The sequence below is a fragment of the Halosolutus halophilus genome, from assembly GCF_022869805.1.
Classification (GTDB): domain Archaea; phylum Halobacteriota; class Halobacteria; order Halobacteriales; family Natrialbaceae; genus Halosolutus; species Halosolutus halophilus.
In genome coordinates, this window is the sequence record NZ_CP094974.1 from 4,647,426 (window position 1) to 4,670,809 (window position 23,384).

21 protein-coding genes, 3 tRNA genes, 1 other RNA gene and 2 pseudogenes are annotated in these 23,384 nt (G+C 63.7%); 21 read left to right on the forward strand and 6 right to left on the reverse strand.

The window, feature by feature from the left end; translation table 11 throughout:
• Position 1 precedes the first annotated feature (1 nt).
• From MUG98_RS22980 to MUG98_RS22990, 3 genes are all read left to right on the forward strand, one after another.
• Positions 2 to 1,435 carry an Hvo_1808 family surface protein gene (locus MUG98_RS22980; protein WP_265109735.1) on the forward strand — a complete coding sequence of 478 codons (1,434 nt, stop codon included), beginning with the start codon at positions 2 to 4 and terminating at the stop codon, positions 1,433 to 1,435.
• A gap of 103 nt (positions 1,436 to 1,538) precedes the next feature.
• Positions 1,539 to 2,690: a nicotinate phosphoribosyltransferase gene (locus MUG98_RS22985; protein WP_265109736.1), complete on the forward strand. Its 1,152-nt coding sequence runs from the start codon at positions 1,539 to 1,541 to the stop codon at positions 2,688 to 2,690.
• Between the two features lie 57 nt (positions 2,691 to 2,747).
• Positions 2,748 to 3,011 (forward strand): hypothetical protein, encoded by a 264-nt coding sequence (locus tag MUG98_RS22990; RefSeq protein ID WP_265109737.1) that lies wholly within the window; start codon positions 2,748 to 2,750, stop codon positions 3,009 to 3,011.
• A 221-nt stretch (positions 3,012 to 3,232) separates the two neighbouring features.
• On the opposite strand, the gene MUG98_RS22995 is transcribed toward MUG98_RS22990, so the two are convergent.
• Positions 3,233 to 3,835 (reverse strand): TIGR00296 family protein, encoded by a 603-nt coding sequence (locus MUG98_RS22995; RefSeq protein WP_265109738.1) that lies wholly within the window; start codon positions 3,833 to 3,835, stop codon positions 3,233 to 3,235.
• A 501-nt stretch (positions 3,836 to 4,336) separates the two neighbouring features.
• Between MUG98_RS22995 and rnpB the strand changes: the two genes are divergently transcribed.
• Positions 4,337 to 4,708: RNase P RNA component (gene rnpB / locus MUG98_RS23000), an RNA gene on the forward strand.
• A gap of 191 nt (positions 4,709 to 4,899) precedes the next feature.
• Here the strand turns inward: rnpB and MUG98_RS23005 are convergent.
• On the reverse strand, positions 4,900 to 6,105 hold the full coding sequence (locus tag MUG98_RS23005; protein ID WP_265109739.1) for an outer membrane protein assembly factor BamB family protein: 1,206 nt from the start codon (positions 6,103 to 6,105) through the stop codon (positions 4,900 to 4,902).
• Positions 6,106 to 6,370: 265 nt separating this feature from the next.
• A tRNA-Arg gene (locus tag MUG98_RS23010) sits at positions 6,371 to 6,443 on the reverse strand.
• A 152-nt stretch (positions 6,444 to 6,595) separates the two neighbouring features.
• Between MUG98_RS23010 and MUG98_RS23015 the strand changes: the two genes are divergently transcribed.
• The 4 genes from MUG98_RS23015 to MUG98_RS23030 all read left to right on the forward strand — a co-directional run bounded on the left by MUG98_RS23015 (position 6,596) and on the right by MUG98_RS23030 (position 10,768).
• The gene (locus MUG98_RS23015; protein WP_265109740.1) at positions 6,596 to 7,201 is read left to right on the forward strand and encodes a hypothetical protein; all 606 of its coding nucleotides are present in this window, start codon (positions 6,596 to 6,598) and stop codon (positions 7,199 to 7,201) included.
• Between the two features lie 578 nt (positions 7,202 to 7,779).
• Entirely contained in the window at positions 7,780 to 9,243 is a 1,464-nt protein-coding gene (locus tag MUG98_RS23020) for a single-stranded DNA binding protein (RefSeq protein WP_265109741.1), read from the forward strand.
• 66 nt (positions 9,244 to 9,309) lie between these two features.
• On the forward strand, positions 9,310 to 9,741 hold the full coding sequence (locus tag MUG98_RS23025; protein WP_265109742.1) for a histone: 432 nt from the start codon (positions 9,310 to 9,312) through the stop codon (positions 9,739 to 9,741).
• A 1-nt stretch (position 9,742) separates the two neighbouring features.
• Positions 9,743 to 10,768, forward strand: coding sequence for a histone deacetylase family protein (locus MUG98_RS23030; RefSeq protein WP_265109743.1), 1,026 nt, complete (start codon positions 9,743 to 9,745; stop codon positions 10,766 to 10,768).
• Between the two features lie 39 nt (positions 10,769 to 10,807).
• Here MUG98_RS23030 and cca read toward each other — a convergent pair whose 3' ends face one another.
• Positions 10,808 to 12,262, reverse strand: coding sequence for a CCA tRNA nucleotidyltransferase (cca, locus tag MUG98_RS23035; protein ID WP_265109744.1), 1,455 nt, complete (start codon positions 12,260 to 12,262; stop codon positions 10,808 to 10,810).
• A gap of 101 nt (positions 12,263 to 12,363) precedes the next feature.
• On the opposite strand from cca, the gene MUG98_RS23040 reads away from it, so the two are divergent.
• The 6 genes and pseudogenes from MUG98_RS23040 to MUG98_RS23065 all read left to right on the forward strand — a co-directional run bounded on the left by MUG98_RS23040 (position 12,364) and on the right by MUG98_RS23065 (position 14,631).
• Positions 12,364 to 12,467, forward strand: a tRNA-Asn gene (locus MUG98_RS23040).
• A gap of 80 nt (positions 12,468 to 12,547) precedes the next feature.
• Positions 12,548 to 13,012: pseudogene (locus MUG98_RS23045) on the forward strand (group I intron-associated PD-(D/E)XK endonuclease).
• 180 nt (positions 13,013 to 13,192) lie between these two features.
• Positions 13,193 to 13,777 carry a MogA/MoaB family molybdenum cofactor biosynthesis protein gene (locus MUG98_RS23050; RefSeq protein ID WP_265109745.1) on the forward strand — a complete coding sequence of 195 codons (585 nt, stop codon included), beginning with the start codon at positions 13,193 to 13,195 and terminating at the stop codon, positions 13,775 to 13,777.
• A gap of 136 nt (positions 13,778 to 13,913) precedes the next feature.
• A complete protein-coding gene (locus MUG98_RS23055) occupies positions 13,914 to 14,048 on the forward strand; it encodes a hypothetical protein (protein WP_265109746.1) in 135 nt (44 codons plus the stop codon).
• A 61-nt stretch (positions 14,049 to 14,109) separates the two neighbouring features.
• Positions 14,110 to 14,223: transfer RNA gene (locus MUG98_RS23060), tRNA-Ile, on the forward strand.
• A gap of 168 nt (positions 14,224 to 14,391) precedes the next feature.
• Complete coding sequence (locus MUG98_RS23065) at positions 14,392 to 14,631, forward strand: DUF7563 family protein (protein WP_265109747.1); 240 nt, start codon at positions 14,392 to 14,394, stop codon at positions 14,629 to 14,631.
• Between the two features lie 283 nt (positions 14,632 to 14,914).
• Here the strand turns inward: MUG98_RS23065 and MUG98_RS23070 are convergent, their stop codons facing one another.
• Positions 14,915 to 15,226, reverse strand: coding sequence for a DUF8023 family protein (locus MUG98_RS23070; protein WP_265109748.1), 312 nt, complete (start codon positions 15,224 to 15,226; stop codon positions 14,915 to 14,917).
• A gap of 134 nt (positions 15,227 to 15,360) precedes the next feature.
• On the opposite strand from MUG98_RS23070, the pseudogene MUG98_RS23075 reads away from it, so the two are divergent.
• The 6 genes and pseudogenes from MUG98_RS23075 (at position 15,361) to MUG98_RS23100 (ending at position 22,422) form a co-directional block, all read left to right on the forward strand.
• Positions 15,361 to 15,546 (forward strand): annotated as a pseudogene (locus tag MUG98_RS23075) (DUF8053 family protein).
• A 244-nt stretch (positions 15,547 to 15,790) separates the two neighbouring features.
• The gene (locus MUG98_RS23080) at positions 15,791 to 16,051 is read left to right on the forward strand and encodes a DUF7386 family protein (RefSeq protein WP_265109749.1); all 261 of its coding nucleotides are present in this window, start codon (positions 15,791 to 15,793) and stop codon (positions 16,049 to 16,051) included.
• Positions 16,052 to 16,228: 177 nt separating this feature from the next.
• Complete coding sequence (locus MUG98_RS23085) at positions 16,229 to 16,990, forward strand: methyltransferase domain-containing protein (protein ID WP_265109750.1); 762 nt, start codon at positions 16,229 to 16,231, stop codon at positions 16,988 to 16,990.
• An 819-nt stretch (positions 16,991 to 17,809) separates the two neighbouring features.
• The gene (locus tag MUG98_RS23090) at positions 17,810 to 18,247 is read left to right on the forward strand and encodes a type IV pilin N-terminal domain-containing protein (protein WP_265109751.1); all 438 of its coding nucleotides are present in this window, start codon (positions 17,810 to 17,812) and stop codon (positions 18,245 to 18,247) included.
• 1,940 nt (positions 18,248 to 20,187) lie between these two features.
• Positions 20,188 to 21,540, forward strand: coding sequence for an MmgE/PrpD family protein (locus MUG98_RS23095; RefSeq protein WP_265109752.1), 1,353 nt, complete (start codon positions 20,188 to 20,190; stop codon positions 21,538 to 21,540).
• A 51-nt stretch (positions 21,541 to 21,591) separates the two neighbouring features.
• Positions 21,592 to 22,422 (forward strand): phosphosulfolactate synthase, encoded by an 831-nt coding sequence (locus tag MUG98_RS23100; protein WP_265109753.1) that lies wholly within the window; start codon positions 21,592 to 21,594, stop codon positions 22,420 to 22,422.
• A gap of 109 nt (positions 22,423 to 22,531) precedes the next feature.
• Here the strand turns inward: MUG98_RS23100 and MUG98_RS23105 are convergent, their stop codons facing one another.
• Positions 22,532 to 22,816 carry a DUF6691 family protein gene (locus tag MUG98_RS23105; protein ID WP_425601102.1) on the reverse strand — a complete coding sequence of 95 codons (285 nt, stop codon included), beginning with the start codon at positions 22,814 to 22,816 and terminating at the stop codon, positions 22,532 to 22,534.
• Positions 22,817 to 22,822: 6 nt separating this feature from the next.
• On the opposite strand from MUG98_RS23105, the gene MUG98_RS23110 reads away from it, so the two are divergent.
• Complete coding sequence (locus MUG98_RS23110) at positions 22,823 to 23,281, forward strand: SHOCT domain-containing protein (protein ID WP_265109754.1); 459 nt, start codon at positions 22,823 to 22,825, stop codon at positions 23,279 to 23,281.
• Positions 23,282 to 23,384: the final 103 nt, after the last annotated feature.

Here is a 23,384-nt window from a genome sequence, read left to right on the forward strand (position 1 = left end):
GATGGGTCGGGCCAGACTCTTCGCGATCGTCGCACTCGTCACCCTGTCGGGGTGTACGCTGCCCGGCACGCCACAGCAGTTCGATCCTAACCGGGAACTCGGCCACGTCAGGGGGTACGCCCACGACGACACCTTCGCGTTCGACGGGAACGAGGCGCTCACCGAGCGCCAGCTCGAGGCGGTCAAGTACCGGTCGATGGCCCGGATCGAGGTCGTCCGCGGGCTCAGGTTCGACCGCGACGTCGAACTCGAGGTGATCGGCAGGGACGAGTACCGCGAGCAACGCGAGGGAAGCGAACCGGCCTCGCAGTTCGACAACGAACTCTGGCGCGGTGCGTTCGTCGTCGACGGCGAGACCGACGTCCACGACGCGCTCGACGACCTCTACGGCGATTCCGTCCAGGGCTACTACGTGAACGATCGGATCGTGATCGTCACCGACGACCCGGACGAGATCCGGATCGATCGGCGGACGCTGGTCCACGAACTCGTCCACGCGCTACAGGATCAGCACTTCGGACTCGAACGGTCGGGCGAGACCGTCGACGAACGCCGGGCGGAACTCGGCCTGATCGAGGGCGAGGCGAACTACGTGCCGCACCTGTACGACGAGCGCTGCGGCGAGGAGTGGCAGTGTCTGGCCGACCGCGAGCGAGCCTCGTCCGAGCCCCGTTCGTTCAACCTCGGCCTCTTCCTCTCGATCTACGCGCCGTACTCCGAAGGACCGCCGTTCGTCGCCCACCTCCACGAAACCGGCGGCTGGGACCGGGTCGATCGCGCCCACGACGCGCGACCGGCGAGCACGAGCCAGTTGCTCTCCCCCGAGACCTATCCGGACGTCGAACCGGCCGACGTGGCGATCGAGGACCGATCGAGCGGCGACTGGGACCCCGTGACGGACGAGGACGGCGAGATCGAGGCGGACACGATCGGCGAGGCGACCCTGTTCGCGACGCTGTGGGCCAACGGGGTCGTCGATCGCTCGTCGCTCACCGCGGGGGCGACCGCCCTGTCGCCGTACAACTACTCCGCGCCCGCGACCGACGGGTGGACGGGCGACACGTTCCGCGTCTACGCGGACGGGAACGATCGGACTGGCCACGTCTGGTCGCTGGCGTGGGAGAGCGAGGCGGACGCCGAGGCGTTCGCCGACGCCTACCGCGACCTGCTCGCGGCCAACGGTGCCAGGCAGGTCGACGACGGCGTCTACCGGATCGACGACGGCGACCCCTTCGCCGGTGCCTACCGCGCGACCGTCACGGGCGAGCGGGTCACGATCGTCGGCGCACCGACCGTCCCCGAACTCGACGAGATCCACGCCGACGGCACCGCGTCGAACGAGACCCGCGCGGAGATCGGCGCGACGACGGCGTCGATCGCGCCCGCGACGGCCAGCAGTAGATCGGCGACTGCGCCGTCCGCGATCGGCGCGTAGGGACCGGGGCGTCGTCGATCGCCGCCCAGTTCGGGGTGCCGAATCGCCGGTGTCCGCCGCGGCAGACGGGTAGCTTTTTTGCCTCCGGTCGGAAACCGCCGGTATGTCGAATCCGTTCGGAACCGTCACGCCAGACGCTATTCTCGAGGGGACTGCGACGGACGCCTACTTCGAGCGCACCCGATCGACGCTCGAACACGCGGGGACGAACCCCCACGTCGTCGCGGAGGTGACCGCTGACCAGTTCCCGACCGGCGCGTTCCAGGTCCTGACCGGGGTCGAGGACGTCGCCACCCTCTTCGAGGGCCGGGACGTCGATATCGACGCCCTGCCCGACGGGCAACTGTTCGACGGCGGCCCCGTGATGCGGATCGAGGGGCCGTACCTCGGGTTCGCCGAACTCGAGACGTCGCTGCTCGGACTGCTGTCCCAGCCCAGCGGCTTCGCGACCGCGGCGCTCGAGGCCCGCCTGGCCGCGCCCGACTCGCTCGTGCTCTCGTTCGGTGCCCGCCACGTCCACCCGTCGATCTCCTCGATCGTCGAACGCGCCGCACTGCTCGCCGGACTGGACGGCTTCTCGCACGTCGCGGCGGGCGAGATTCTCGATCGCGACCCGGGCGGGACGATGCCGCACGCGCTCATGTTCTGCTTCGGCGAGGGGAACCAGGCCGACGCGTGGCGGGCGTTCGACGAGGCCGTTCCCGAGGAGACCCCGCGGATCGCGCTGGTCGACACGTTCTGGGACGAGGTCAGCGAGAGCTTGCTGGCCGCCGAGACGCTTGGCGACGATCTGGACGGCGTCCGCATCGACACCACGAGTTCGCGCCGCGGCGACTTCCGGCACATCATCCGCGAGGTGCGCTGGGAACTCGACGCCCGCGGCCACGAGGACGTCGACATCTTCTGCAGCGGCGGACTCGGCCCCGAACAGCTCCGCAACTTGCGGGACGTGGCCGACGGCTTCGGCGTCGGCGGCCACGTCACCGATCGCGACCCGATCGACTTCAGCCTCGACATCGTCGAAATCGAGGGCGAACCGATCTCGAAGCGCGGCAAACTCTCCGGCGTGAAAGAGGTCTACCGCACCCCCGACGGCGGCCATCACGTCGCCCTGGCCGATCAGGAGGGGCCCGAGGACGGCGAATCGCTCCTCGAACCGCTCGTTCGGGACGGCGAGGTCGTCCGCGAGTTCGACCTCGACGAGGCGAGCGATCGGTGTCTGGCCGACGCCGAGGCGGTCGGGTTCGGCGGGTAGTTGATACGTGGCGGATCGAATCGAAAGAAACACGTCTCGAACCCGAGACGGTCGAGTATGCCCGCTTTTCGTCCGAACTCGACCGACTCGTCCGTTCGACTCGCGACCTGGCTGGTTTTCAGGATCGTCGCGGCGGTCGTGGGGACAACGTTCGTCGGGTTCGCCCTCACGAGCGCGCTGTTCCTGGACCCGTTCGTCGCACTGGCGGTCGCGTTCGTCGTCGCACTCTGGCTCAGCCTGCTGTTGCTGTTCGAGGCACTCGACGTCTTTCTCGACGCGAAACTCGCGGGTGAGACCGGCGGCGAAGCCCCGGTCGAGTAATCAGTTCGGGTCCGTTCCCTCGAACCGCCAGTAGCCGATCGCCAGCGGGATCGCGATCCAGCACAGCAACGGGCACGGCGACCCACTCCTGCAGGTGGAGCGGCGGGTCGCCGCCGATCCGTGTGCCGTCGAAATGCGATAGGGTCGTCGGAGGCGGTGCCGCGAGACTCCCGTCTTCCGATCGGGACCGGTATCGATACTGAAGGCCGAAAACAGCGCCGCTAGACCTGCTCGACGCTCCCGTCGGGTTCGCGCTCGCGGAACACCTGTCCTTCGAACAGCGTGACGACCACGTCGTCGTCCTGCCAGGCGGACGGCGGGAGGCCCGCCTTTCGGCAGGTTCGATCGAGGTATTCGCGGGCGCTCCAGCCGTTCTCGACCGGGACGGTCGGGTAGAGCCAGCCGCTCTTGCCGCCGCCGTCGACGGCGACCCCGTGGGTGCCGAGGTCGAGGTCCGCCAGCGGATCGTCCGTCAGGACGACGTTCCTGACCGCACAGACGGAGACGGTGAGGTTCGGGAGCTCCGAGGGACTGACTTCCGAGCCACACGAATCCCCGCTCGCGGCCTCGATCGCCGCGTCGACGATCACGTGTCCGAGCTGTTCACCCGATCGATAGCCGCCGGCGCAGCCGCGCAGGCTGCCGCGGCCGCGGGTCGATTCGAGGCGCACGAACGCACCGGTGCGCTCGTAGAAGGCTTCGCGCATGCTGCCCGGTTGTTCTCGTTGCCCGTGTTCTACGTAGGATTCGACGGACTCGCGCGCAAGCTCGACGGCGCGCGCGCCGTCCTCGAAGGAGAGGTCGACGCCCTGTCGCTGGGACATACAGGTACACATGGGAATAGTCGTCCTAAAACGCTTCCATTCGCTTCGCGATCGGACCACGACGCTGTTCGGGGAATTAATTCGCCGTTAATCGCCCCGTGAACTGGATGCAGGAGCGGCCCTAGAGGGTCCGCGTCAGGGTCGTCGGACCCGATCGCCGACCAACGCGACTTCTCACGGGCACCATATCCCGGCCGGTTTCGCCGCGCCCGAGACCCCCGCGATCACTCCGCTATGCGGCGGGACGACGCGGCCGTCCAGCACGGAACGGAGCGCCGGATTTCGCCGGCCGCTGTGACGGCCGCGGCCGACCGCGAGGGGAGTCCACGCCGACGCGGAGGCACCGTCCCGTACGATCGGGGGACTTATTCGGGTCACGCCCCTACGATCGGTGGGAGAGAGAGCCCGGCTGCCGCGATGATCGCGCCGGCAACGGCGCGATCACCCTACCGTTGCCCGTCCCTCCGGGACGCGCAACGCACTAACGTGGCCCATCTCTCCGAGATGCGCCACGCTCGCGAGGAAAGTCCCCCCACCTGTTCGGGCAGGTGACCGGACGCAAGTCCGGAGCGGGAGACCGCTGGCTCTGGAACAGAAACGACACGTCTCGGCCCGATCGATGACGCGCGCGAACCCGACCGCGAGGAAGGGGAGTTGACCCGCAGAGAGCCCGTAGTCGAGCATCGTGGTTCGACGCCACGGACCGTGTTTGTCACGGTCGGCTACGGAGAGACGGCCGAGGAGCGATGGAACGGCGAACCCTCACCGGTGCAAGTCCGTGCCGTGGTAGCCCGAACGCCCCGCGGCCTCGCCGCGGACGGCGCGGACGCTCAGCCGAATGCCGGGACGAACAGAAGGGGGCTTACTCCTCTCACCCGTTCTCAGTACGCGAGTGGCGACGCTCGAGTCACTCGAAGTCGGCCACGATCCGTGGCACACAGCCGACCCCGAGGTTCGAATAGTCGCAACGATCCTCGACCACGTCGGTCTCGCCCTCTACTCGTCCTGACTGTTCGACTGGTTCCTCGAGGCGAGTAGGCCCCGTGCAGGCACTTTCCGGCACCCTACGAGAGAACGAGCAACTCCGCGGTGTCGTCGCCCTCGAACCGGCCGACGTCCGTCGTCACGAACAGCTTCCCGTCGGCCGCGGTGACGTAGTCGACGTCGCCCGTCTCCTCGCGCTCGAATCGCTGGCCACCGACCCGGAGCGAGCGAATGCCGTATCCGCCACCGACGTCGAACGCCCGGAGTCGATCCCCGCCGACGTACACCGTGTCGCCGACGACGATCGGCGGGTTTCGGGAACTGCGTCCGATATCGGCACGCCAGAGATTGCCCCCGTCGTTCGCGTCGAGCGCGTACAGCGTTGAACCCGACCGAGCGAGGACGGTCCGGTGGCCGATCGCGAGCCCGTCGTTTCCGAACGCGCGGAGCTCCGTCCGCCACTCGCGTTTGCCACTGATATCGAAGTAGATGACCGAGCCGTCACCGCCCGCGACTGCGACGCCGTGTCCGACCCGGCGGTCGTCGGAAGTGAGGACGATCGGCGCACTCGAGATGCCCGCCTCGATCGTCCGTCGCCACTCGACTCGACCCTCCCACCGGTTGATTCGGTACAGTTCGCCGCCCCCGGTCGCGACGAACAGCCAGTCGGCGTACTTCGCGATCGCGTACTGTGCGATCCCGAGCAATTCCTGTTCCCACAGTTCCTTGCCGCTCTCCGCGTCGAGCGCGTGGACGGCGTTGCCGCCAGCCACGTACACCCGACCGTCGTCCGTGTCCGTTACCGTGAGGGAACTCTCGCTGATGATCCGCTCGAGTTCGAACGTCCAGTCGTCTTCGCCCGTCTCGAGGTCTCGAGCCGCCAGCACCCGACGTTCGGGGACGTAGGCCGTGCCGTCGAACACCGTCGGTGAACCGCCGTAGGAGTAGACGTCGTTCTCGGGGTCGATCGACCAGCGTCGCTCTCTGGTCTCCCTGTCGAACGCGACGACGTCGCGTCCCGTGTTCACGAGGACGGTGTCGTCGGTCACGATCGGTTCGCCGGTCGCCATGCCGGACTCGAGGTCGACCCGCCACTCGACGTCCGGATCGTCTCGCGGTGCCGCGCCGTCGGAGATGGTTCTCGAGTTCCGGAGGTCGGCACCGACGGTCGTCCACCCGTAGTCGTCGTCGGTTCCCGGCTCGTCGGTACGACTGCCGAGACAGCCGGCGACTGCCGCGGTGCTCGTGGCACCGATGCCGAGGAGAAGTTTTCGCCTGGAGGGCATTTGGTACGAATCGTTGACGTCTCGAGATGAGTTTTGTGATCGGGGATTCAGTCAAAACTTCTGGGGCGAGACCCGTCCTTCCCTGCTCAACTCTCCTGAGTCCGTTTTGACGCGACGGATACTCGCACCGCTACGCGGTTCCCGTGGGTTTATCGCGCCAGAAACGTCCTGACGGAGTCTCACGCGAGCGTGGCGAGCGTGAGGCACGTCAGGACCGAACGCAAAAGCGGGCGCTGAGCAATGTGAAGCGTCCGCGATAAGTGAGCGTCCTGACGGAGATTTGAACTCCGGTCCCTGGCTCCGCAAGCCAAGAGGATAGTCCACTACCCTATCAGGACTCATCTCTTCGTAACCGCGTGGACATTAAAGCCCTTTCGAAAGCAGCCCGACCGCTGCCCGCGAATTCGATCGTGTGAGACACTGACGATCGGATCCGCTCGCGGCAGTGGAGGCCACGAACGAATATCCCGATACGGGTCCAACCCGGGGTATGCGACGACGGATCCTCCTCCGGCGTGTGGGCATCGGGGCGGTCACGATTACGGGGGTCGGTGCTGGCTGTCTCGACGACGGCGACAGCGATTCCGATCGCGGCACTGATTCTGACGGGGCGGACGACGAGACCGCCGGTGACGATTCCACGTCGCCGTCGATCGCATCGAAATCGATCGAAACCACGGCCGCGACCTGCGCGTCGGGCGAGGAAGTCGACAGCGAGGCCACCGTCGACGCGGAGCGCGATCGGGTCGAAATCACCGGATGCATCGAAGCACCGAACCCGTGCCACGAGGCGGTGCTGTCCGCGGTCGAGTTCGCGACCGACGGTACCGTTTCGGTGACCGTCGACGTCGTGAGCGAGGCCGTCGACGTCTGCCAGGAGTGTCTCGCGCGGATCGAGTACGCGGCGACGATCGAGTTCGAGGGAGGCGTCCCGGAGCGGATCACGGTGCGCCACGCCACGACCGCCGGCGAGGAGGACGTCGTGGTGGAGACGGAGATCGGCGCAGCGACGAGCGTCGCGGGCGAATCGAGCGTCACGGGGACGGACGAAGATTCACGGGAGCGGACGAAGAGACCTGATACACGCGCAATCTGATCTGCGGTCGGTGGGTAACGACCCGCGGACTCGGTGAGGGTGTCGATCGGATCGATCACTCGAGGTTCGTTTCCCCGACGAATGCGCCCCGTTCCAGCCCCGGTAGCGAGCGCGGAGCAGGTCCTCGAGTTTCCGGGCGATCGCGATCGACCTCGCGTCGACCCGTCTCACAGGGAGATCACTCCGTGGTCCGCACCGTCGTGATCACTGGCTGCGGAGCGAGGGTAACGTGAACGGTCGTACGCAACTCATTCGCGTGAAAATAAATTCGCCTTTCGTCCCTTCGGCCCTCCGTATCCGGGAGCGTTCGTCCGCGCAGTGGGCGCACCGACGGGCCCCTCGGCTGGGGCCGTGACGGCACGCGGTGGCCGCGCGGAGGTTTATGTACAGAGGGATGCCAAGAGGGGGCATGATCCTCCTCTGGAGCCCCGTCGAGGGGCGGCCTGGAAGCGCCGTATCCGCGAGGCCGATACCGGTCGATTCGATCCATCCCTCCGCTGTACGCGTCGAGCGCGGTGATCCGTCGGGACACCGAATGGACAACGCTTATGCGCGGGCTACGCATGCACGAGCATAGAATGAGCGACATCGAGGGTGTTTACGAGGATCTCGAGGCCGACGTCTCTCTCGAGGAGTTTCGCGAGGCCGTCGAGGCGAAAGTCGAGCAGATGGGGGGACTCGCGGACGAGGAGACGGCGGCGATGCTCGTCGCTCACGAACTCGGCGAGAGCGACGTCGGCGGCGTCGCCGACGTCGAACCCGGTATGGAGGAGGCCAAGTTCGTCGCCAAGGTGACGAGCATCGGTGAGGTCCGGACGTTCGAACGCGACGGCGAGGACGAGGACGGGCGCGTCGTCAACGTCGAGGTCGCCGACGAAACCGGTTCGGTCCGCGCGGCCTTCTGGGACGAGCACGCCGAGGCCGCCACGGAAGAACTCGAAGAGGGCGACGTTCTGCGGATCAAGGGACGGCCCAAGGACGGCTACAGCGGCGTCGAGGTCAGCGTCGACGACGTCGAACCGGACCCGGACACCGAAATCGACGTCCAGGTCGCGGACACCCACACCGCCGAGGACCTCTCGCTCGGCCTCTCGAACGTCAACCTCGTCGGACTCGTCCTGGATACCGACTCCGTGCGCACGTTCGAGCGCGACGACGGCTCGGAGGGAAAAGTCTCGAATCTCACGCTCGGCGACTCGACCGGTCGCGTACGCGTCACGCTCTGGGACGAGCAGGCCGACCAGGCCGAAGAACTCGCGACCGGAACGACCGTCGAGGTCGTCGACGGCTACGTGCGCGAGCGCGACGGCTCGCTCGAACTCCACGTCGGGAACCGCGGCGCGATCGAGGAAGTCGACGAAGACGTCGAGTACGTCCCCGAGAGCACGCCGATCGACGATCTCGAGATCGGCCAGACGGTCGACATCGCGGGCGTCGTCCGGTCGGCCGATCCGAAGCGCACGTTCGATCGCGACGACGGCTCCGAGGGGCAGGTCCGGAATATCCGCGTACAGGACGCGACGGGCGACATCCGCGTCGCGCTCTGGGGCGGGAAGGCGGACCTCGACATCGGGCCGGGCGACGAGGTCGCACTGGCGGACGTCGAGATCCAGGACGGCTGGCAGGACGACCTCGAGGCCTCCGCGGGGTGGCAGTCGACGGTCACCGTCCTGGACTCCGACTCGGGCGACGGCGAGTCGGGCGACGCGAACGGCGGGAACGACGCGAACAGCGGTCTCTCGGCCTTCGCGGACGACGGCGGGGACGCGTCGGACTCGACGACCGTCGATGACGCAGGTGGTGCGGGGACGGACGCTGGACCGTCGTCGGCGGACGACGGCGCGACCGACGCGGACGTCCCCGTGGACGGCGAGGAGATCGAGTTCACCGGCGTGGTCGTTCAGGCCGGTGACCCGGTCGTGCTCGACGACGGCGAAACGACGATGAGCGTGGCAACCGACGCGAACGTCGGGCTCGGCGAGGAGGTAACCGCCCGAGGGGTCGTCCGCGACGGTCGTCTCGAGGCGAGCGACGTGTTCTGAGGCCGCGAGCACGCCGATTGAGCGATTAGGAAAAGCGTTAAGGGAGTCACCTTCGCGTATCTTTGTATGAACGTCGAACTCCCGTTCGCCCCGGTGGATACGATCATCCGGCGGAACGCGGGCGATCTTCGGGTGAGTGCCGACGCGTCGAAGGAACTCGCAACGCGGATCCAGGAACACGGGAGCGAGCTCGCCATCGAGGCCGCCGAGCGAGCGACCGCGGACGGGCGCAAGACGCTGATGGCCGAGGACTTCGGGGTCGAACAGGTCGTCGACAAGGACGACCTCGAGTTACCAGTCGCGCCCGTCGACCGGATCGCACGGCTCGAGATCGACGATCGGTACCGCGTCTCGATGGACGCCCGCGTCGCGCTCGCGGACATCCTCGAGGACTACGCGGACAACGTCGCCCGCGCGGCGACGATTCTCGCCCACCACGCCGACCGGCGAACGATCACCGAGGCCGACATCGAGACGTACTTCTCGCTGTTCGAGTGAGATGCGCTTTGGCTACAGCGAGCTCTGTCTCGCACACGATCCCGGCTCGCGCCACCCCGAGACGCCGGACCGGCTCCGCGCGATCCGCGAACGGCTGAAGCGGAAACACGGCGTCGAGTACGTCGACAGCGACTCCTGTGACATCGATCGGCTGGCAACCATCCACGATCGCGACTACCTGGAGTCGGTTCGCGAGTTCTGCGCCGAGGGCGGCGGCAACTGGGATCCCGACACGACCGCCGTCGAGGAGACTTGGGACGCGGCCCGCAAGAGCGCCGGACTCGCCTGTTGGGCCGCCGAGGAGGCGCTCGACGGGGCGACCGGTCGGGAGACGCCGTTCTCGATCGGACGACCGCCGGGACATCACGCGGTCGAAGACGACGCGATGGGCTTTTGCTTCGTCAACAACGTCGCGGTCGCCGCCCAGTACGCGCTCGACCACGACGACTACGACGTCGAGCGAGTCGCGATCGTCGACTGGGACGTCCACCACGGCAACGGGACGCAGGACATCTTCTACGACAGGGACGACGTTTTCTTCGTCTCGGTACACGAACAGGGGCTGTATCCCGGCACCGGTGCCGTCGACGAGACGGGCGAGGGCGACGGTGCGGGGACGACGATGAACCTCCCGATGCCGGCCGGCACCGACGACGTCGAGTACCTCGCCGCGTTCGAGGGCCCGATCCACGACGCACTCACGGACTACGATCCCGACCTCCTGCTCGTCAGTGCGGGGTTCGACGCCCACCGCCACGACCCGATCTCGAGAATTCGCCTCACGACCGAGGCCTACGCCCTGCTGACCGATCGCCTCCGCACGCTCGCCGACGAGACCGACGCCGCGTTCGCGTTCGTCCTCGAGGGCGGCTACGGGCTGGACGTGCTCGCGGACAGCGTGGCCATCGTCCACGAGACGTTCGACGGTCGGGAGCCGATCGAACCCGGGGCCGACGTGAGCGAGAAGGCCGAAGAGGTGATCGAGGCGGTCGTCGAGGAACACGACCTCGACGCGGACTTCGACTAGCGGCCGCGACGGTCGGCCGTCCGATCGATCGAGCGGCCGTCAGGGGTCCGGATCGAAGTAGGCCGCGAGATCCGCCCCGAACTCGGGCAAGAGTTCCGTTACCGCGTCGCCGATCAGCACGTCGTACTCGTCCTCGAGCGCCGTCTCGACGTGGGCCCCGAGGCCGACGTCGAAGAGCCGATCGCTCTCGAGGAACGCCCGGGCAGTGGTGAACTCGCGGGGTCGCTCCGTGACGTACCGATCGGATTCGACGAACGGGCCGTAGGCGTCCGGATCGTCGGCGTAGGCCTCGTAGAACCCTTCGGCGTGCTCGCGAACGTGGACCGGCGGTCCGCTGTGGCGCTCGACGGCGGGGCGTTCGGCGACGGCGAGTTCGACGAAGAGGACGGCCGTCTCGTCGGCGAACGCCGCCGCGCGGAAGACGTCGAAGCCGCGATCGTCGAGGCCGTCGGTGACGCCGGTGAGTGACTTGCGGAGCTGCGGATAGAGCTGATCCTCGACGAGGTCGGGGGCGTCGAACCGGATCGCGACCGGCCTGGTTCCCCGGCGGTCGACGTGCTCGCGGAGGTCGGTGGCGTCGATCGGTTCTGGCGTGTCGGGCTCGAAGTGCTCGATTTGCGGCTCGGCGAGGAATTCGCGAGCGTAGTGCTGGAACCGGGCGACGTTCTCCGCCGCGCAGACCGCCGCGACGTTGCGCTCGGGATCGGTCGGATCGATGACGACGAGCGGATCGTCGAACGGGAGGTCGGCGTCGTCGTCTCGGGATGCGGAGGACGGCGATGCCGTCTCGCGCGCCCGGCCGTGTTCTTCGGGATCGAGTTCCACCGGCGGCTGCCAGTCGGCTGCCGCTTCGAGGAGCGATCGGAAGCCGCCGTACTCGAGGACGAGCAGTTCGGTCAGGTAGCCGCTAAAGCCCCGGGTCCGGAGGTCGCTGCCGTACGCGCCGATCCCCTTCAGGAACTGCTTCGCGAGTCGCACGTCGTCGGCGAGGTCGTCGTCGAGGCGCTCCTGGAGGTACCGGGTGTGGAAGGGGGTCCGATCGACGGCCGATCGGATCTCGGTCGCCGACTCGAGCCGGAAACAGGGGACGACGTCGACGTCGAACCCCTCGACGGTCCCTTTCACGTAGGGATGTTCGGCGTACTCCTCGTGGCCCTCTGGGAGGGTCTCGTGGCCGACCGCGAGGCCGTACCGTTCGAGGGTCGCCCGATCGAGGTCCGGCGGGAACCGCACGAAGATATCGATGTCGCGATCGCCGCTGATCCACGTGTTCCGGGCGGTCGAGCCGACCTGAACGACGTCGGCGTCGGGGCAGCGCTCGGTCGCCGCGGATTCGGCGCGCTCGAGCAGTCGATCGGCGACCGATCGGAGCTGGCTACGCTCGTCCGCGTCGGGGTCGATGCGATCGCGCACCGTGGCGACGACGCTCTCGAAGTCGCCTTCGTCAGACGCCCGGTCGTCGCGATCGGCGTCTCCGTCGCTCTCGTCACTCATTGGCGGGTGGTACTCGCGCACCGAGGGAAAGTGTGTCGAACACGGGCACGGGGCGGGGAAAACGAAAGCCCTATCAAATACACCCCACTACCAAAAGATGAGCCGAAGTAGCTCAGATGGTAGAGCACCTCGCTGTTACGGTGATTCAGGTCATCTGATCGCCGCAGATACGAGGTTGTCCCAGGTTCGAGTCCTGGCTTCGGCGCTTTTATTAAACCATCCTTTCGCGAGGAGCGATTGGTTCCTCCCCGACGATTTATAACTGATTACGCGGCCAACCGTTCTATGGTCGACCGAACGACGCGGTACTAGGAACTCGAACAGCCACAGAAACGTGGACAGGCGACGGAAGCGATCGTCCAGTCGGCGTTCGTCCTCCGCGATATCCCGGTTCTCGTTCCGACATACGATAACGAGCCGTACGATATGGTGGTCGAGGTCGGTGGCCGTTTTCACCGAATTCAGTGCAAGACGGCGTACCGAAAGAGCGAGGGGACGGTCGCTTTCGAAACGGTCGGCACGCGACAGCGCCGGGATGGCTACGATCGACGAGGGTACGACGACCGCGCGGAGTACTTCGCGGTCTACGATCCGATCAACGACAACCGCTATCTCGTGCCGGTTTCCGACGCTGCGAGCGGCAAAATCGAACTCCGATTCCGTGAGCCGAAGAACGGGCAACAAATCGGGATCAACTGGTGCGGGGATTACCTGCTCGACGACCGCCTCGAGGAACTCCAACAACCGTAGTGGTCCGCGAGTCGTCGCTACGATCTCGACCCGGCGGGGTCGACCGGTGGCACCAGCAAGTAGTCGACAGGCCCGATTGGCGGCTCACTCGCGGATATGCTCCATGAGTCGGCCCCGGCATCGAGGCGAGCGCGTCGATCCGGGGGAGCTATTATCGCCCTTCGGCGACGACGTACGCCCATGGCAACGGATCGAAGCGATCGCCGGAGTACAGACGACCACGGCCACGACGTCATTGATCCGCTCTACGTCGGGATCGTCACCGTCTCGACGTCCCGCGCCGCCGCGGAGGACCCGGACGATCCGGGCGGCGACACCATCCAGGAGTGCTTCGAGGCCGAGGGACACGAAATCCGGGAGCGCGTGCTGGTCCGGGACGACTACTCCTCGATCCGCACGGCCGTTCGGAGCCTCGTCGCGCGTCGTGACGTCGACGTCGTCCTGACGACGGGCGGTACCGGGGTGACGGCCGACGACGTCTCTCCCGAGGCGACGTCGTCGCTGTTCGAGCGCGACCTACCGGGTTTCGGCGAACTGTTCCGATCGCTCTCGTGGGAGGAGGTCGGTACCCGCGCGATGGCCTCGCGTGCGACGGCCGGCATCGCCGTCGACACCCCCGTCTTCTGCCTGCCCGGGAGCACGGGTGCCTGCGAGACCGCCTGCGAGGAACTGATCGTCCCCGAGGCGCCTCACCTCGTGGGGCTCGCGACCCGTCACCAACAGGACGCGACCGACCAGTCCCTGTCGGCCTACCAGTCCGAGTGACGGCCCGATCGAACGGATTCGGTTTTCGATCGCGGCGACCGGGGTACGGTCCGGGCGGCTATCGTTTCGATCATCCGGACCGTTCGCCTGGCCTGAACTGGTCTTTATTGACACTGCGAGGATAGTCTCGTGTGCTATGTGCCACTGCTTCGAGGACGTCCGAGACCTGTCAGCCGAGGAGCGCGAAGACGTACTCGAATCCCACGATCGGGAGGAACCCGAGGCCGAACTGTCCGCCGCAGAACTGGACGCGATCGAGGGGACGGCGTAGGCCGGCAGCGATCGGCGGACAGTAAGCGTTAATTATCGTTCAGCGTGTTCGTATTTCGTACGGGCCCTTAGCTCAGTCTGGTAAGAGCGCTCGGCTCATAACGCGGTCCCACGCCCACGATCGTGAGTCCGTGTGGGATACCGAGTGGTCGATGGTTCGAATCCGTCAGGGCCCATGCGCAAAAAACCCGAAGCGTGGCCGAAACGAATTCGGCCGATACTCGGGACTTCACCCATTCGAGAGTTTCATTCTTCCTATCGGAAACACCGGCCCCAGAACCTGAACCGAACCAGTCACTGGTTCCGGGTCGTCGCTGTCGTGCGATATTCGTAGCCGAAACGAGGTGGTCGGCGTGACGATCGCGTCGTGGTCGTCAGTCGATCGATCGACGTGCCGTCACTGCGGAGCTCACGTCACCGATCGGTTCCGCCGCGTCTTCGGTGACGATCGCGTTCGCGCCCATCGTTGCAGCGACTGCGATAGCTACCGCCGACTGAGCCGCGGATCCGCTGCTGGCGTCGACGTTGGGATTCCCGATCCGGAGACGTCATCTGGCCGTCACGGAGGTGAGGCGACTGCGTGACGGACTGTTCGTCTCGGCAAGTCGGCTGTACGACGTCGAGAGTCGGACGTCCATAGCCCACCCTGCGGCGCAGGCGACGGACGAGCAAGTTCGGTGCGCAGTCGAGAACAGAGGTGGGTCGGCGTGAGCAGTACGGTTCGCCGCGAGAGACCGGGTGTTCAGAAGACGACGTTCCAGACGTGGCCGCAGTCGCTGCACTCGAACGTTCGCTGCAACCCTTCTTCGATCACCTCTCGACAAATCTCCTCGCACGGAGAAAACAGACACTCCGGACAGGGCACATTCATTGGACTGGTACGGAGGGCCCCACGGGCGTAAATTGCGTAGTACTGGAATTTGAACGGTTTCGGCCATCGCACAAGAACGCCAATCGCGAAGGCGGTGATTCGCGATGAGCCGCCTCGTCGAATCCGACGAGTGCGAACGGTGCGGCGATCGCGATCGCGCCCATCGTGAAGACGAACGCCCAGGTGATCTCGGTCCCGGACGGCGAGTACAGCGCGTCGCTCAGGTAGAACGTGACGGGATCGTCGACGCCGATCGTGTCGATCCCGCTCATCGCGAGCGTCGCCGCGACGAATAGGAAAGCGAGCACGGTGTCGATGAGATCGGCGCCCTCGATCTCGGCGAACGGGATCTCCTCGGTGAAAGCATCAGGAAAACCGCCGGAATCCCTCGGGTCTCCCGATACTCACCAACTTTTATGAGATGGGGGGTTGCCCGCCGGATATGGCGCTGAACAAACTCCGACAGCTGGATCGAGGCTCGATCGGAATCACGCTCTAGAAAGACGACGTGCGCGTCGAGGGGCTGTTAGATGAGAACGGCGATCTCGAGGGAGAGCACCACGTCCATAGCCGCCACGTCGACGAGGGGGAGTGGACGCTCGAACTCGTCGAGGGGATTAACACGTGATCAAAGACTGTGAAACAGGTTCTTCAGGTCCGACCCCACGGGTCGTGCTCAGATGTATCGACAGACTTCGATCTCTGCACCCTGCTGTGGGCGATGGGCCGTTCGGGTGCAGAGAATCGAACCCGATCGATCCGGCCCCCGCGCCGGTCGACGCGACGGCCCGACCAATCTACTCAAAGAACAGATCGGTCGCTCATCCGAGGGGGACGCAATCAAACCCTCCGTGCATACACCGGTTTAAACCATGACGCGACGAACCAGCCTGAAACTCACCGACGAACGAGAACGCCAGCTCGAACGCGCCAGCGAACTGATCGCCGCCGACCAGCACGACGACCCGACGATGTCCGTCGTGATCGATGCGGCACTTCAGCACCTCCTCGAGTCGGAACAGAACGTCCAGGACGCTCGTGGCGAGTTCGATCCCGAGACGATCCAGACGATCGCAAACACCTCGGTAATCGGACTCCGGTATCGGACGTCGGTCGAGAGCCGACGGCGGTAGGTGCGATAGAGCATCGTCTCGAAAGATGTAGCAACGGGTCCGTTGAAATTTCATTCTTCAGACGTAATCTTGCTTGAAACAGCTGTCACGTAGATGTGCATATCTATCGTTCGATTGCTGTGGTATTCTCTGACACATATCCAAAATTGATTTCAAATCTGGCATGAAGATAGTAGCATGAACGGCCCCGGCGAGTTCTTCGATCCAGTTGCCCAACTCTACGACGCTCATGTGGCTTCAGACGATGACGAATCGCTCCCAGACGATACCGTCTTTTACCGGGAGTTAGCCCGGGAAGCCGACGGCCCCGTGCTTGAACTCGGTGTCGGGACCGGTCGGATCTATTTGGAACTACTGGATGATGATATCGACGCCGATGGAATCGACCTCTCGCAGGCTATGCTTGATCAACTCCACGAAAACGCTGATTCTCGCAATTTAGATCCATCAGTCCGGGTTGCGGATATCACCAATTTTGACCCTGATCGAAAGTACGACCTTATATATGCTCCCAATCGAGTGTTTAATCACTTACCGACGCTGGCTGACCAGCGCGCGGCACTTCTCAATATTCGCGACGCACTTGCATCCAATGGCCAGTTTGCCCTCAATACGTTTGTCCCACGGTTCAAGACCGTAGTCGAAAACTATGGCGAACCTCAGGAAGACCAGATGATAGTGAACGATGACTCGTATCGTTTAGTGATGACTTCATATCTCAGTGATGAAGTCGAGCAGGTCGCTCATCTCCATCAAGAGGTGTATCGCGGCGAGGAATTAGTTGCCGAGCGCAAGACGCCGTTAGCACTTATTCCCAAACGCCAATTCGAACTGTTGTTCGAACTGACGGAGTTCAACGACTGGCAGGCCTATGGCGGCTTCGACCGTAATCGATTGGAATCGTCCGATCAAGAGATGGTCTGGGTGGTGGATGCATAATCAGCAGTTACACCATCTGTACATAGCACGACCGTTGAGTACCTATCGACAACAAAGGGTTTCAACAGGGCCGTAGCAACGATTCAGCAGAGCCACAGTCGCATCAAAAACACCGTTCTATCGAACCGTACCCAGATTCCGAGCCGCATCCGCGGAGATCGTGATGTACTGCTCGCCGAGTTCGACGCGATCGCCGGAAACCTCCCGAATCAGTGCTACCAAGTTCTCCAGATAGTCGTGGTTGCGCCGTTCGCGAATCGCGGGCCGTTTCGATCGCCCGAATGGCGTCGGGTGCACCACCGTTGTCGATCCAGGTTCGCAGTCGCGATCGCGGGAGATCGAGCGCCGACGCGGTTGCCCCGGATTCGCAACCGTTCTTTCGGGCGTGGTCGATCGCCTCGCGATACTGTTCGCCCGCTTCCCAGACGTCCGCGTACGACCCACCGTCGGAAGTGCGGGCGATCGCCTGTTCGTCGATCGGGCGCGAACTGGTTGTACCTGAGCCTGGGATCGATCACGCATAACAGTTATTGACCCGCTTTCATTTCCTGGGAATCGCAAGACAGCGATGCTTCAAGTCACCGCTGTAACTCTTCCATGGGGTTCTGATTATCAGCTTTGAAAACCCTCTCAATTTCTGGGAAGGTCACGATCCCTTATCTATAAGTGGGGTCGGTCAACTCCTATCAGTTGACCCCGAAAGAATGGCACGGAAAGGCGACGCACAAGAGGGCTGTCCCAATCCCCTTATAGGCGTCATGCGGTGGTTCCATACTGCTACCAATAACTTTTCCGACCGTTCAGGGGTGCTGTGTAATCATGAACGTTGAAAACTATCGCAAAAAGTTGATCGGAAACGAGGAGGAACGAGCCGTATCGCCAGTTATCGGCGTCATTCTAATGGTCGCCATCACTGTGATTCTCGCGGCCGTGATCGCGGCATTCGTACTGGACCTTGGTAGCGGACTTGAGAACCAAGCTCAAGCGGGCGTTAGTATCAGTGACGATGAGACTGCGGAAGTTACTGTCACTGTTGAGTCGTTAGCCAACGCAGACAAGGTTGAGATTCGTAACAGTGCAGGTAACGAGATTGGCACTAATCCCGGTGACGGAACTATAAATTCTGTCGGTGGATCGCTTACTGTCGATAGTAATGGGAATGGCGACGTGAACGCAGGTGCTGGTGATTACTCTGTTGTTGCCCTGTACGAAAACGGTGAAGGTGCGAACACAGTAGCAACGTTCACAGTCACGTAACGGGATTATACACTCCATTTTACTTCTCAAATTTCATTAGCAATAGGTAGTCCCGCCCGTATAATTTAAATACATAAAATATGAATATAATAAAAATGCTGTAACCATCGCAACACTCGCGAGGTGGGCCGATGAGCGCCACCGATCGCTCCCGAGACGCTGCCGAAGCTGACGGCGGCGACGAGTAGTTACGGCGACGCGGTCCAAGAAACGGCAGTCCGCCGAGAAGAGATTCGAATCTATCCTATCCATTCTCCCGCACTTATACTGATTCTGCGGAGTTATCGAGCGGTCCTCTCCGATCTATAATAGCGATTCCCGTCCGCAAGGTGGCTAACGGAGACTCCCGTAGTGCGATCTAGTATCGGGTCCGGAAATGATAGAGAAGGCCGAATCCGATCGATAGAGAGCCTCGATCGGCCACGAATCGCTGAATTCCCTCATTCTTGACCGCGAGAACGGAGCTGTATCCGATCGGTTCGATCGTTCATAATCGGCCTCCGGCTATCGGTTTTGGTCCGTAGATCACAGGACGCACTCGAAGGAGTTCCGTTCGGATCGCCGATCGCGAAATACCGATCGATCGAACGGGTGAAGCCACAGTCGCGACAACTCCTGAGGAAAATACGATCGCCGCGTTCAGATAGCCCATACTCGTAATCGGGGCGCAGCCTGTCAATTATCGAGGTGTCGAACCAGCTTTCAATCTGATCGCCGAAGCGATCGACGTCCCTACCGCCCCAGCCCCCACTCGTGTTCCCGCATCACGACGATCGAGTGACGTGGTTCGACAAGGTGTGTGACGACCTAGTTAGTTTCAAAAACCCACGCAATAGCCCACCTTGCGGGCGTTTAGACCGATTATGAGAATCGATCGGCCGTCACAGACGATTCGAAATCCGATCTCGTGGCCGGAGCGAACGCCTCCCCGAGTAGGACCAAACGACTCTGTTGAAACCCTCAGCGGTTGATACAAACAGCGTGCTGCATACAGAGGGGCCTTGTTTAGGTCCTGCCTGGGAGAATCTGCGTCTGGAAAAATAGCGTTCCGTTTCTACAATCGAGCAGAGTTCAGGGGCGTACCGGAACAGTATCGACGAACGCTCCTGGCGCTGATCGAGTCGATACCGTTTCCTCCGAAGGAGGGATTGTCAATAGAAGTGCTGATCGGCCAATAGATTTAATCGATCGCAGTCGGTTTATTCAACCGGCGAGGGAGTGGGGCCCTGTCGTTGTAACGATAGCGGTTCATCGCACCAACCGACTCTCTCGCTATCGGTAGCGAATGTGCCAACAGAGGGCCGATCGCTGGACACGAGTCCGGTTGATACACCATCGGGGACGCCTCTGCCAGCTTCTGGTTGCCGTTCGCTGTGACCACGATCGCGATTCCTCCGAGACCTTCTATCGGAAGCCACAGTTCACGCCCGCGATACTCTCCGATCGACGGCAGGGTTTCCTGATCGCGATTGCACTCGCGGAGTTCGGCTACGAAACCGAAGCCGTCGATCCCGTACTCACCGAACTCGAAGTCGGGCCCCGACGTCGGGTTGTCGCAGTAGATCCGGTACGGCTGCATCGATTGTCCCTGCAGGTCGGTGACGCGTGCGGATACGAAGTCGGGTCGTCGTTGAGGTCGCCGTCGCGGTCAGCGGGCGGGTGCCGTCGAGTGGCTGTCACTCTCCCTCTGAACGACGACTCGTGACCCGTCCTATCGCACGCCGTGGTACGCCGAGGGCTACCAGATAGGTTGTGCGTGGAAGCGAGCGGTTGCGCGTACCCGTGCGGTGCTGGCGATCGGGTCTGAAACGCGAGACGATCGGTCTTCGGGGTGTCCGTGTCCGAACTCAACCGCCTCGACGGTCTTACCGCCAGACCGGAGTCTCACGCTTACTGTCACACCCCCTCCTTCTTTCGCTCTCGTCGTCCTCTCGAAGCGTATGACGACGACAGCAGAACTCGCCGAATTCACCGGTACCGTCTCGTACGACTCGCTGCCGTCGGACGTCCGGGACGCGTTGAAAAAGCGCGTACTCGATTCGGTCGGCATCGGTATCGGGGCGATCGGCGCAGAGCCGGTCGATGCCGTCGCGGCGACCGTCACCGAGTTCGGTCACGGTGGACCGAGCCGTCTCTGGGGTCGCAAAGAGACGGTTCCGCCGGCGCAGGCGGCCATGTACAACACGGCGCTCACGCGCTATCTCGATTTCATGGACTCGTTTCTCGCGCCCGGCGAAACGCCGCATCCGAGCGACAATATCGCGAGCGTCATCGCCTGTGGAGAGGTCGTCGACGCGTCCGGGCAGGACCTCCTCGAGGGAATCGGCGTCGCCTACGAGATACAGGGCGAACTCGCGTGGAACGCTCCCGTGCGCGACCGCGGGTTCGATCACGTCACTCACACGGTCGTTTCGGCGGCAGCCGGCGCGGGGAAGGTACTCGGTCTCACGCCCGATCAACTCCGGAACGCGATCGGTATCGCCGGCACCGCTCACAACGCACTCCGCGTCACTCGAACGGGCGGAATCAACGAGTGGAAGGGGATCGCGAGCGCGAACGCGGCCCGCAACGCGGTCTACTCGGTGTTGCTCGCGCGAAACGGGATGGAGGGGCCAGTCGACCTGTTCGAGGGACAGAAGGGGTGGAAGGAGGTCGTCTCCGGGGAGTTCGAAGTGGAACTCGATCCCCGGTGTGAGCAGGTGTTTGATACGATGACCAAGCGCTACGTCGCGGAGACGTACGCGCAGTCGGCCGTCGAGGGTATCATCGAACTCGCCGAGCGAGAGGAACTGGACCACGAGGCGGTCGAGGCTATTCGCCTCGATACGTTCGCAGGTGCGAAACTCATCATCGGTGGCGGCGAGGGCTCCCGGTACGAGGTCGAAACCAAGGCGCAGGCCGACCACTCGCTGCCGTACATGCTCGCGGCCTCGCTCATCGATCGCGAGATGACCAATACGGCCTACGAATCGGAACGGATCCGTCGTGACGCCGTGCAGACGCTCCTTCGGACGGTGGAGGTGACGGAGGATCCCGAACTCACCGACCGATTCGAGAACGGCGAGATGCCCGCTCGAATCGAAATCGAGTTGACCGATGGGACGGTCCACCGGATCGAGAAGGACGCCTTCGGCGGCCATCCGTCGGATCCGATGTCCTGGGACCAACTCGAGGAGAAGTTCGTGACGATGACCGAGGACCGCTACGACGCGGATCGACGGACAGAGATCGTTACGACGATTCGCAACCTCGAAGAACGCGACGTCGACGATCTCGTTACCCTGTTAGATTGAGCGAGCAGGCCGGGGGACTAAGGAAGTCAACGGCGTGTGGTACACCGTCTCATGGCCAACTCAGACCGATCGTTCGACTTCCTGCACCAGAATCATCGACCGAGCAAACCGCGTGAGAAAGGCATCACCGAGATCCGGGGTCCCTACTACGATCCGATGGGGCCTCGCGAACTCCGCGACATTCTCGAGACGATGGGACGGTACGTCGACATCTACAAGTTCTCGGGTGGGTCGTTCGCGCTGATGCCCGAGTCCGCCGTCCGCGAACTCATCGACACCTGCCACGAGTTCGACGTCGAGGTCTCCACTGGCGGTTTCATCGAGAACGTTCTCGTCCGCGATCACGACGAGGTCGAGGCGTACGTCGAAGAGGCGGACGATCTGGGCTTCGACATCGTCGAGATCTCCAGCGGGTTTCTCGCGATCGACGTCGACGACGTGATCGCACTGACCGAACTCGTCGACGACCGCGGGCTGAAGCCGAAACCGGAGATCAACGTCCAGTTCGGCGCGGGCGGCGCCTCGAGCGTCGAGGAACTGGAGAGCGAGGAAGCCATCGATCCGGCGAGCGCCATCGCCGAAGCCAAACGGCACCTCGACGCCGGGGCGTACAAGATCATGGTCGAGTCCGAGGGGATCACCGAACGCGTTCGCGACTGGCGGACGGACGTCGCATTCGAGATCGCCAACGAAGTGGGGGTCGAGAACTGCGTATTCGAGGCCGCTGATCCGCCGGTATTCGAATGGTACATCAAGAACTTCGGACCGAACGTCAATCTCTTCGTCGACAATTCACAGATCGTCGAACTCGAGTGCATTCGATCCGGCCTGTGGGGGAAGAAGAGTAGCTGGGGGCGGACAGTTACGTATGACCGCGAGTAGGACCGCCACTCCCCACACTCGGTATCGAAAGCCCAGTACCGCCCCATTTCGGCGCCGTCACGCTCGAGACGTTGCAGCTTCGGTTAGTCCTCGTCGAGGGCAAGTGCGGCTACTCATCGGTAGCCGGCGTCTCACGGGCTGTTGTGCTCCAGCGAGCGCGCCAGAGCCCCTGTACGTAGGCACCGACGAACATCCCGACGACGACCCAGAGGATTCTGTACTTTCCGATCCCCAGACTCGCACAGCCGGCTCCGGGGCAGACTCCTGAGAGCTCCCAGCCGTCCCCGAAGACGATCCCACCGACGATGACCTTCCTGTCGAAGGTCTTACAGAGTCCGCCGTGGTGTGAGCGAACCGGCGAAGCCGAGGTCTTTTGGCTGTGGGAACACCACAGTAATGTATGAAGCTCACAATTCCGATCTCCCCAGTGGGGCGCGTCTGGATAGTCGGCCTCCTGACGCTTGGCGTCGGTCTCGTCGCTGCGGGCACGGTCATTCCCTGGTACTGGCTCCTCCCCGCGTTTATTGGCGGAGTCGGTGCGATGTGGATCTTGGGTGAAGGGGGATCGACCCCCCGTTCTGGAGATTCTAGCGACGGTCTGGACGCTTCGACTGACGGGGAAGCAGCCCTGGCGACCCTCAAACAGCAGTACGCGGTCGGGAAGATCGACGACGCAGAGTTCGAACGCCGGCTGGAGACCCTGATGGAGAACGAGACGATCGCCGACGTCGAACGCCGACGAGACGTCGAGGCCGAGGTGACGGACGAGATCGAACGGGCGCCCGATCCTGCTCGGGAGAATCCACCTAACCGGCACGAGTGTCGTAGACGCGGGAAGCGCCATCACGGTAGACGCTGATCGTCGGACGGTCACGACGGAACTCGATTTCCGCTATTGTTTCCTCTCCCCCGTCGTGGACGTCTTCTCCGCGATCGACTTTGCCGGCACACCGTAGCCGCGC

What these genes read in the sequence shown, in the direction of transcription:
- MUG98_RS23030 (WP_265109743.1), top strand. Translation starts at nt 9,743, where the DNA reads ATGCGCTTTGGCTACAGCGAGCTCTGTCTCGCACACGATCCCGGCTCG.
- MUG98_RS23005 (WP_265109739.1), bottom strand. Translation starts at nt 6,105, where the DNA reads ATGCCCTCCAGGCGAAAACTTCTCCTCGGCATCGGTGCCACGAGCACC.
- MUG98_RS23020 (WP_265109741.1), top strand. Translation starts at nt 7,780, where the DNA reads ATGAGCGACATCGAGGGTGTTTACGAGGATCTCGAGGCCGACGTCTCT.
- cca (WP_265109744.1), bottom strand. Translation starts at nt 12,262, where the DNA reads ATGAGTGACGAGAGCGACGGAGACGCCGATCGCGACGACCGGGCGTCT.
- MUG98_RS23095 (WP_265109752.1), top strand. Translation starts at nt 20,188, where the DNA reads ATGACGACGACAGCAGAACTCGCCGAATTCACCGGTACCGTCTCGTAC.
- MUG98_RS23080 (WP_265109749.1), top strand. Translation starts at nt 15,791, where the DNA reads ATGACGCGACGAACCAGCCTGAAACTCACCGACGAACGAGAACGCCAG.
- MUG98_RS23055 (WP_265109746.1), top strand. Translation starts at nt 13,914, where the DNA reads ATGTGCCACTGCTTCGAGGACGTCCGAGACCTGTCAGCCGAGGAGCGC.
- MUG98_RS23090 (WP_265109751.1), top strand. Translation starts at nt 17,810, where the DNA reads ATGAACGTTGAAAACTATCGCAAAAAGTTGATCGGAAACGAGGAGGAA.
- MUG98_RS22980 (WP_265109735.1), top strand. Translation starts at nt 2, where the DNA reads ATGGGTCGGGCCAGACTCTTCGCGATCGTCGCACTCGTCACCCTGTCG.
- MUG98_RS23100 (WP_265109753.1), top strand. Translation starts at nt 21,592, where the DNA reads ATGGCCAACTCAGACCGATCGTTCGACTTCCTGCACCAGAATCATCGA.
- MUG98_RS22985 (WP_265109736.1), top strand. Translation starts at nt 1,539, where the DNA reads ATGTCGAATCCGTTCGGAACCGTCACGCCAGACGCTATTCTCGAGGGG.
- MUG98_RS23050 (WP_265109745.1), top strand. Translation starts at nt 13,193, where the DNA reads ATGGCAACGGATCGAAGCGATCGCCGGAGTACAGACGACCACGGCCAC.
- MUG98_RS22990 (WP_265109737.1), top strand. Translation starts at nt 2,748, where the DNA reads ATGCCCGCTTTTCGTCCGAACTCGACCGACTCGTCCGTTCGACTCGCG.
- MUG98_RS23025 (WP_265109742.1), top strand. Translation starts at nt 9,310, where the DNA reads ATGAACGTCGAACTCCCGTTCGCCCCGGTGGATACGATCATCCGGCGG.
- MUG98_RS23015 (WP_265109740.1), top strand. Translation starts at nt 6,596, where the DNA reads ATGCGACGACGGATCCTCCTCCGGCGTGTGGGCATCGGGGCGGTCACG.
- MUG98_RS23085 (WP_265109750.1), top strand. Translation starts at nt 16,229, where the DNA reads ATGAACGGCCCCGGCGAGTTCTTCGATCCAGTTGCCCAACTCTACGAC.
- MUG98_RS22995 (WP_265109738.1), bottom strand. Translation starts at nt 3,835, where the DNA reads ATGTCCCAGCGACAGGGCGTCGACCTCTCCTTCGAGGACGGCGCGCGC.
- MUG98_RS23110 (WP_265109754.1), top strand. Translation starts at nt 22,823, where the DNA reads ATGAAGCTCACAATTCCGATCTCCCCAGTGGGGCGCGTCTGGATAGTC.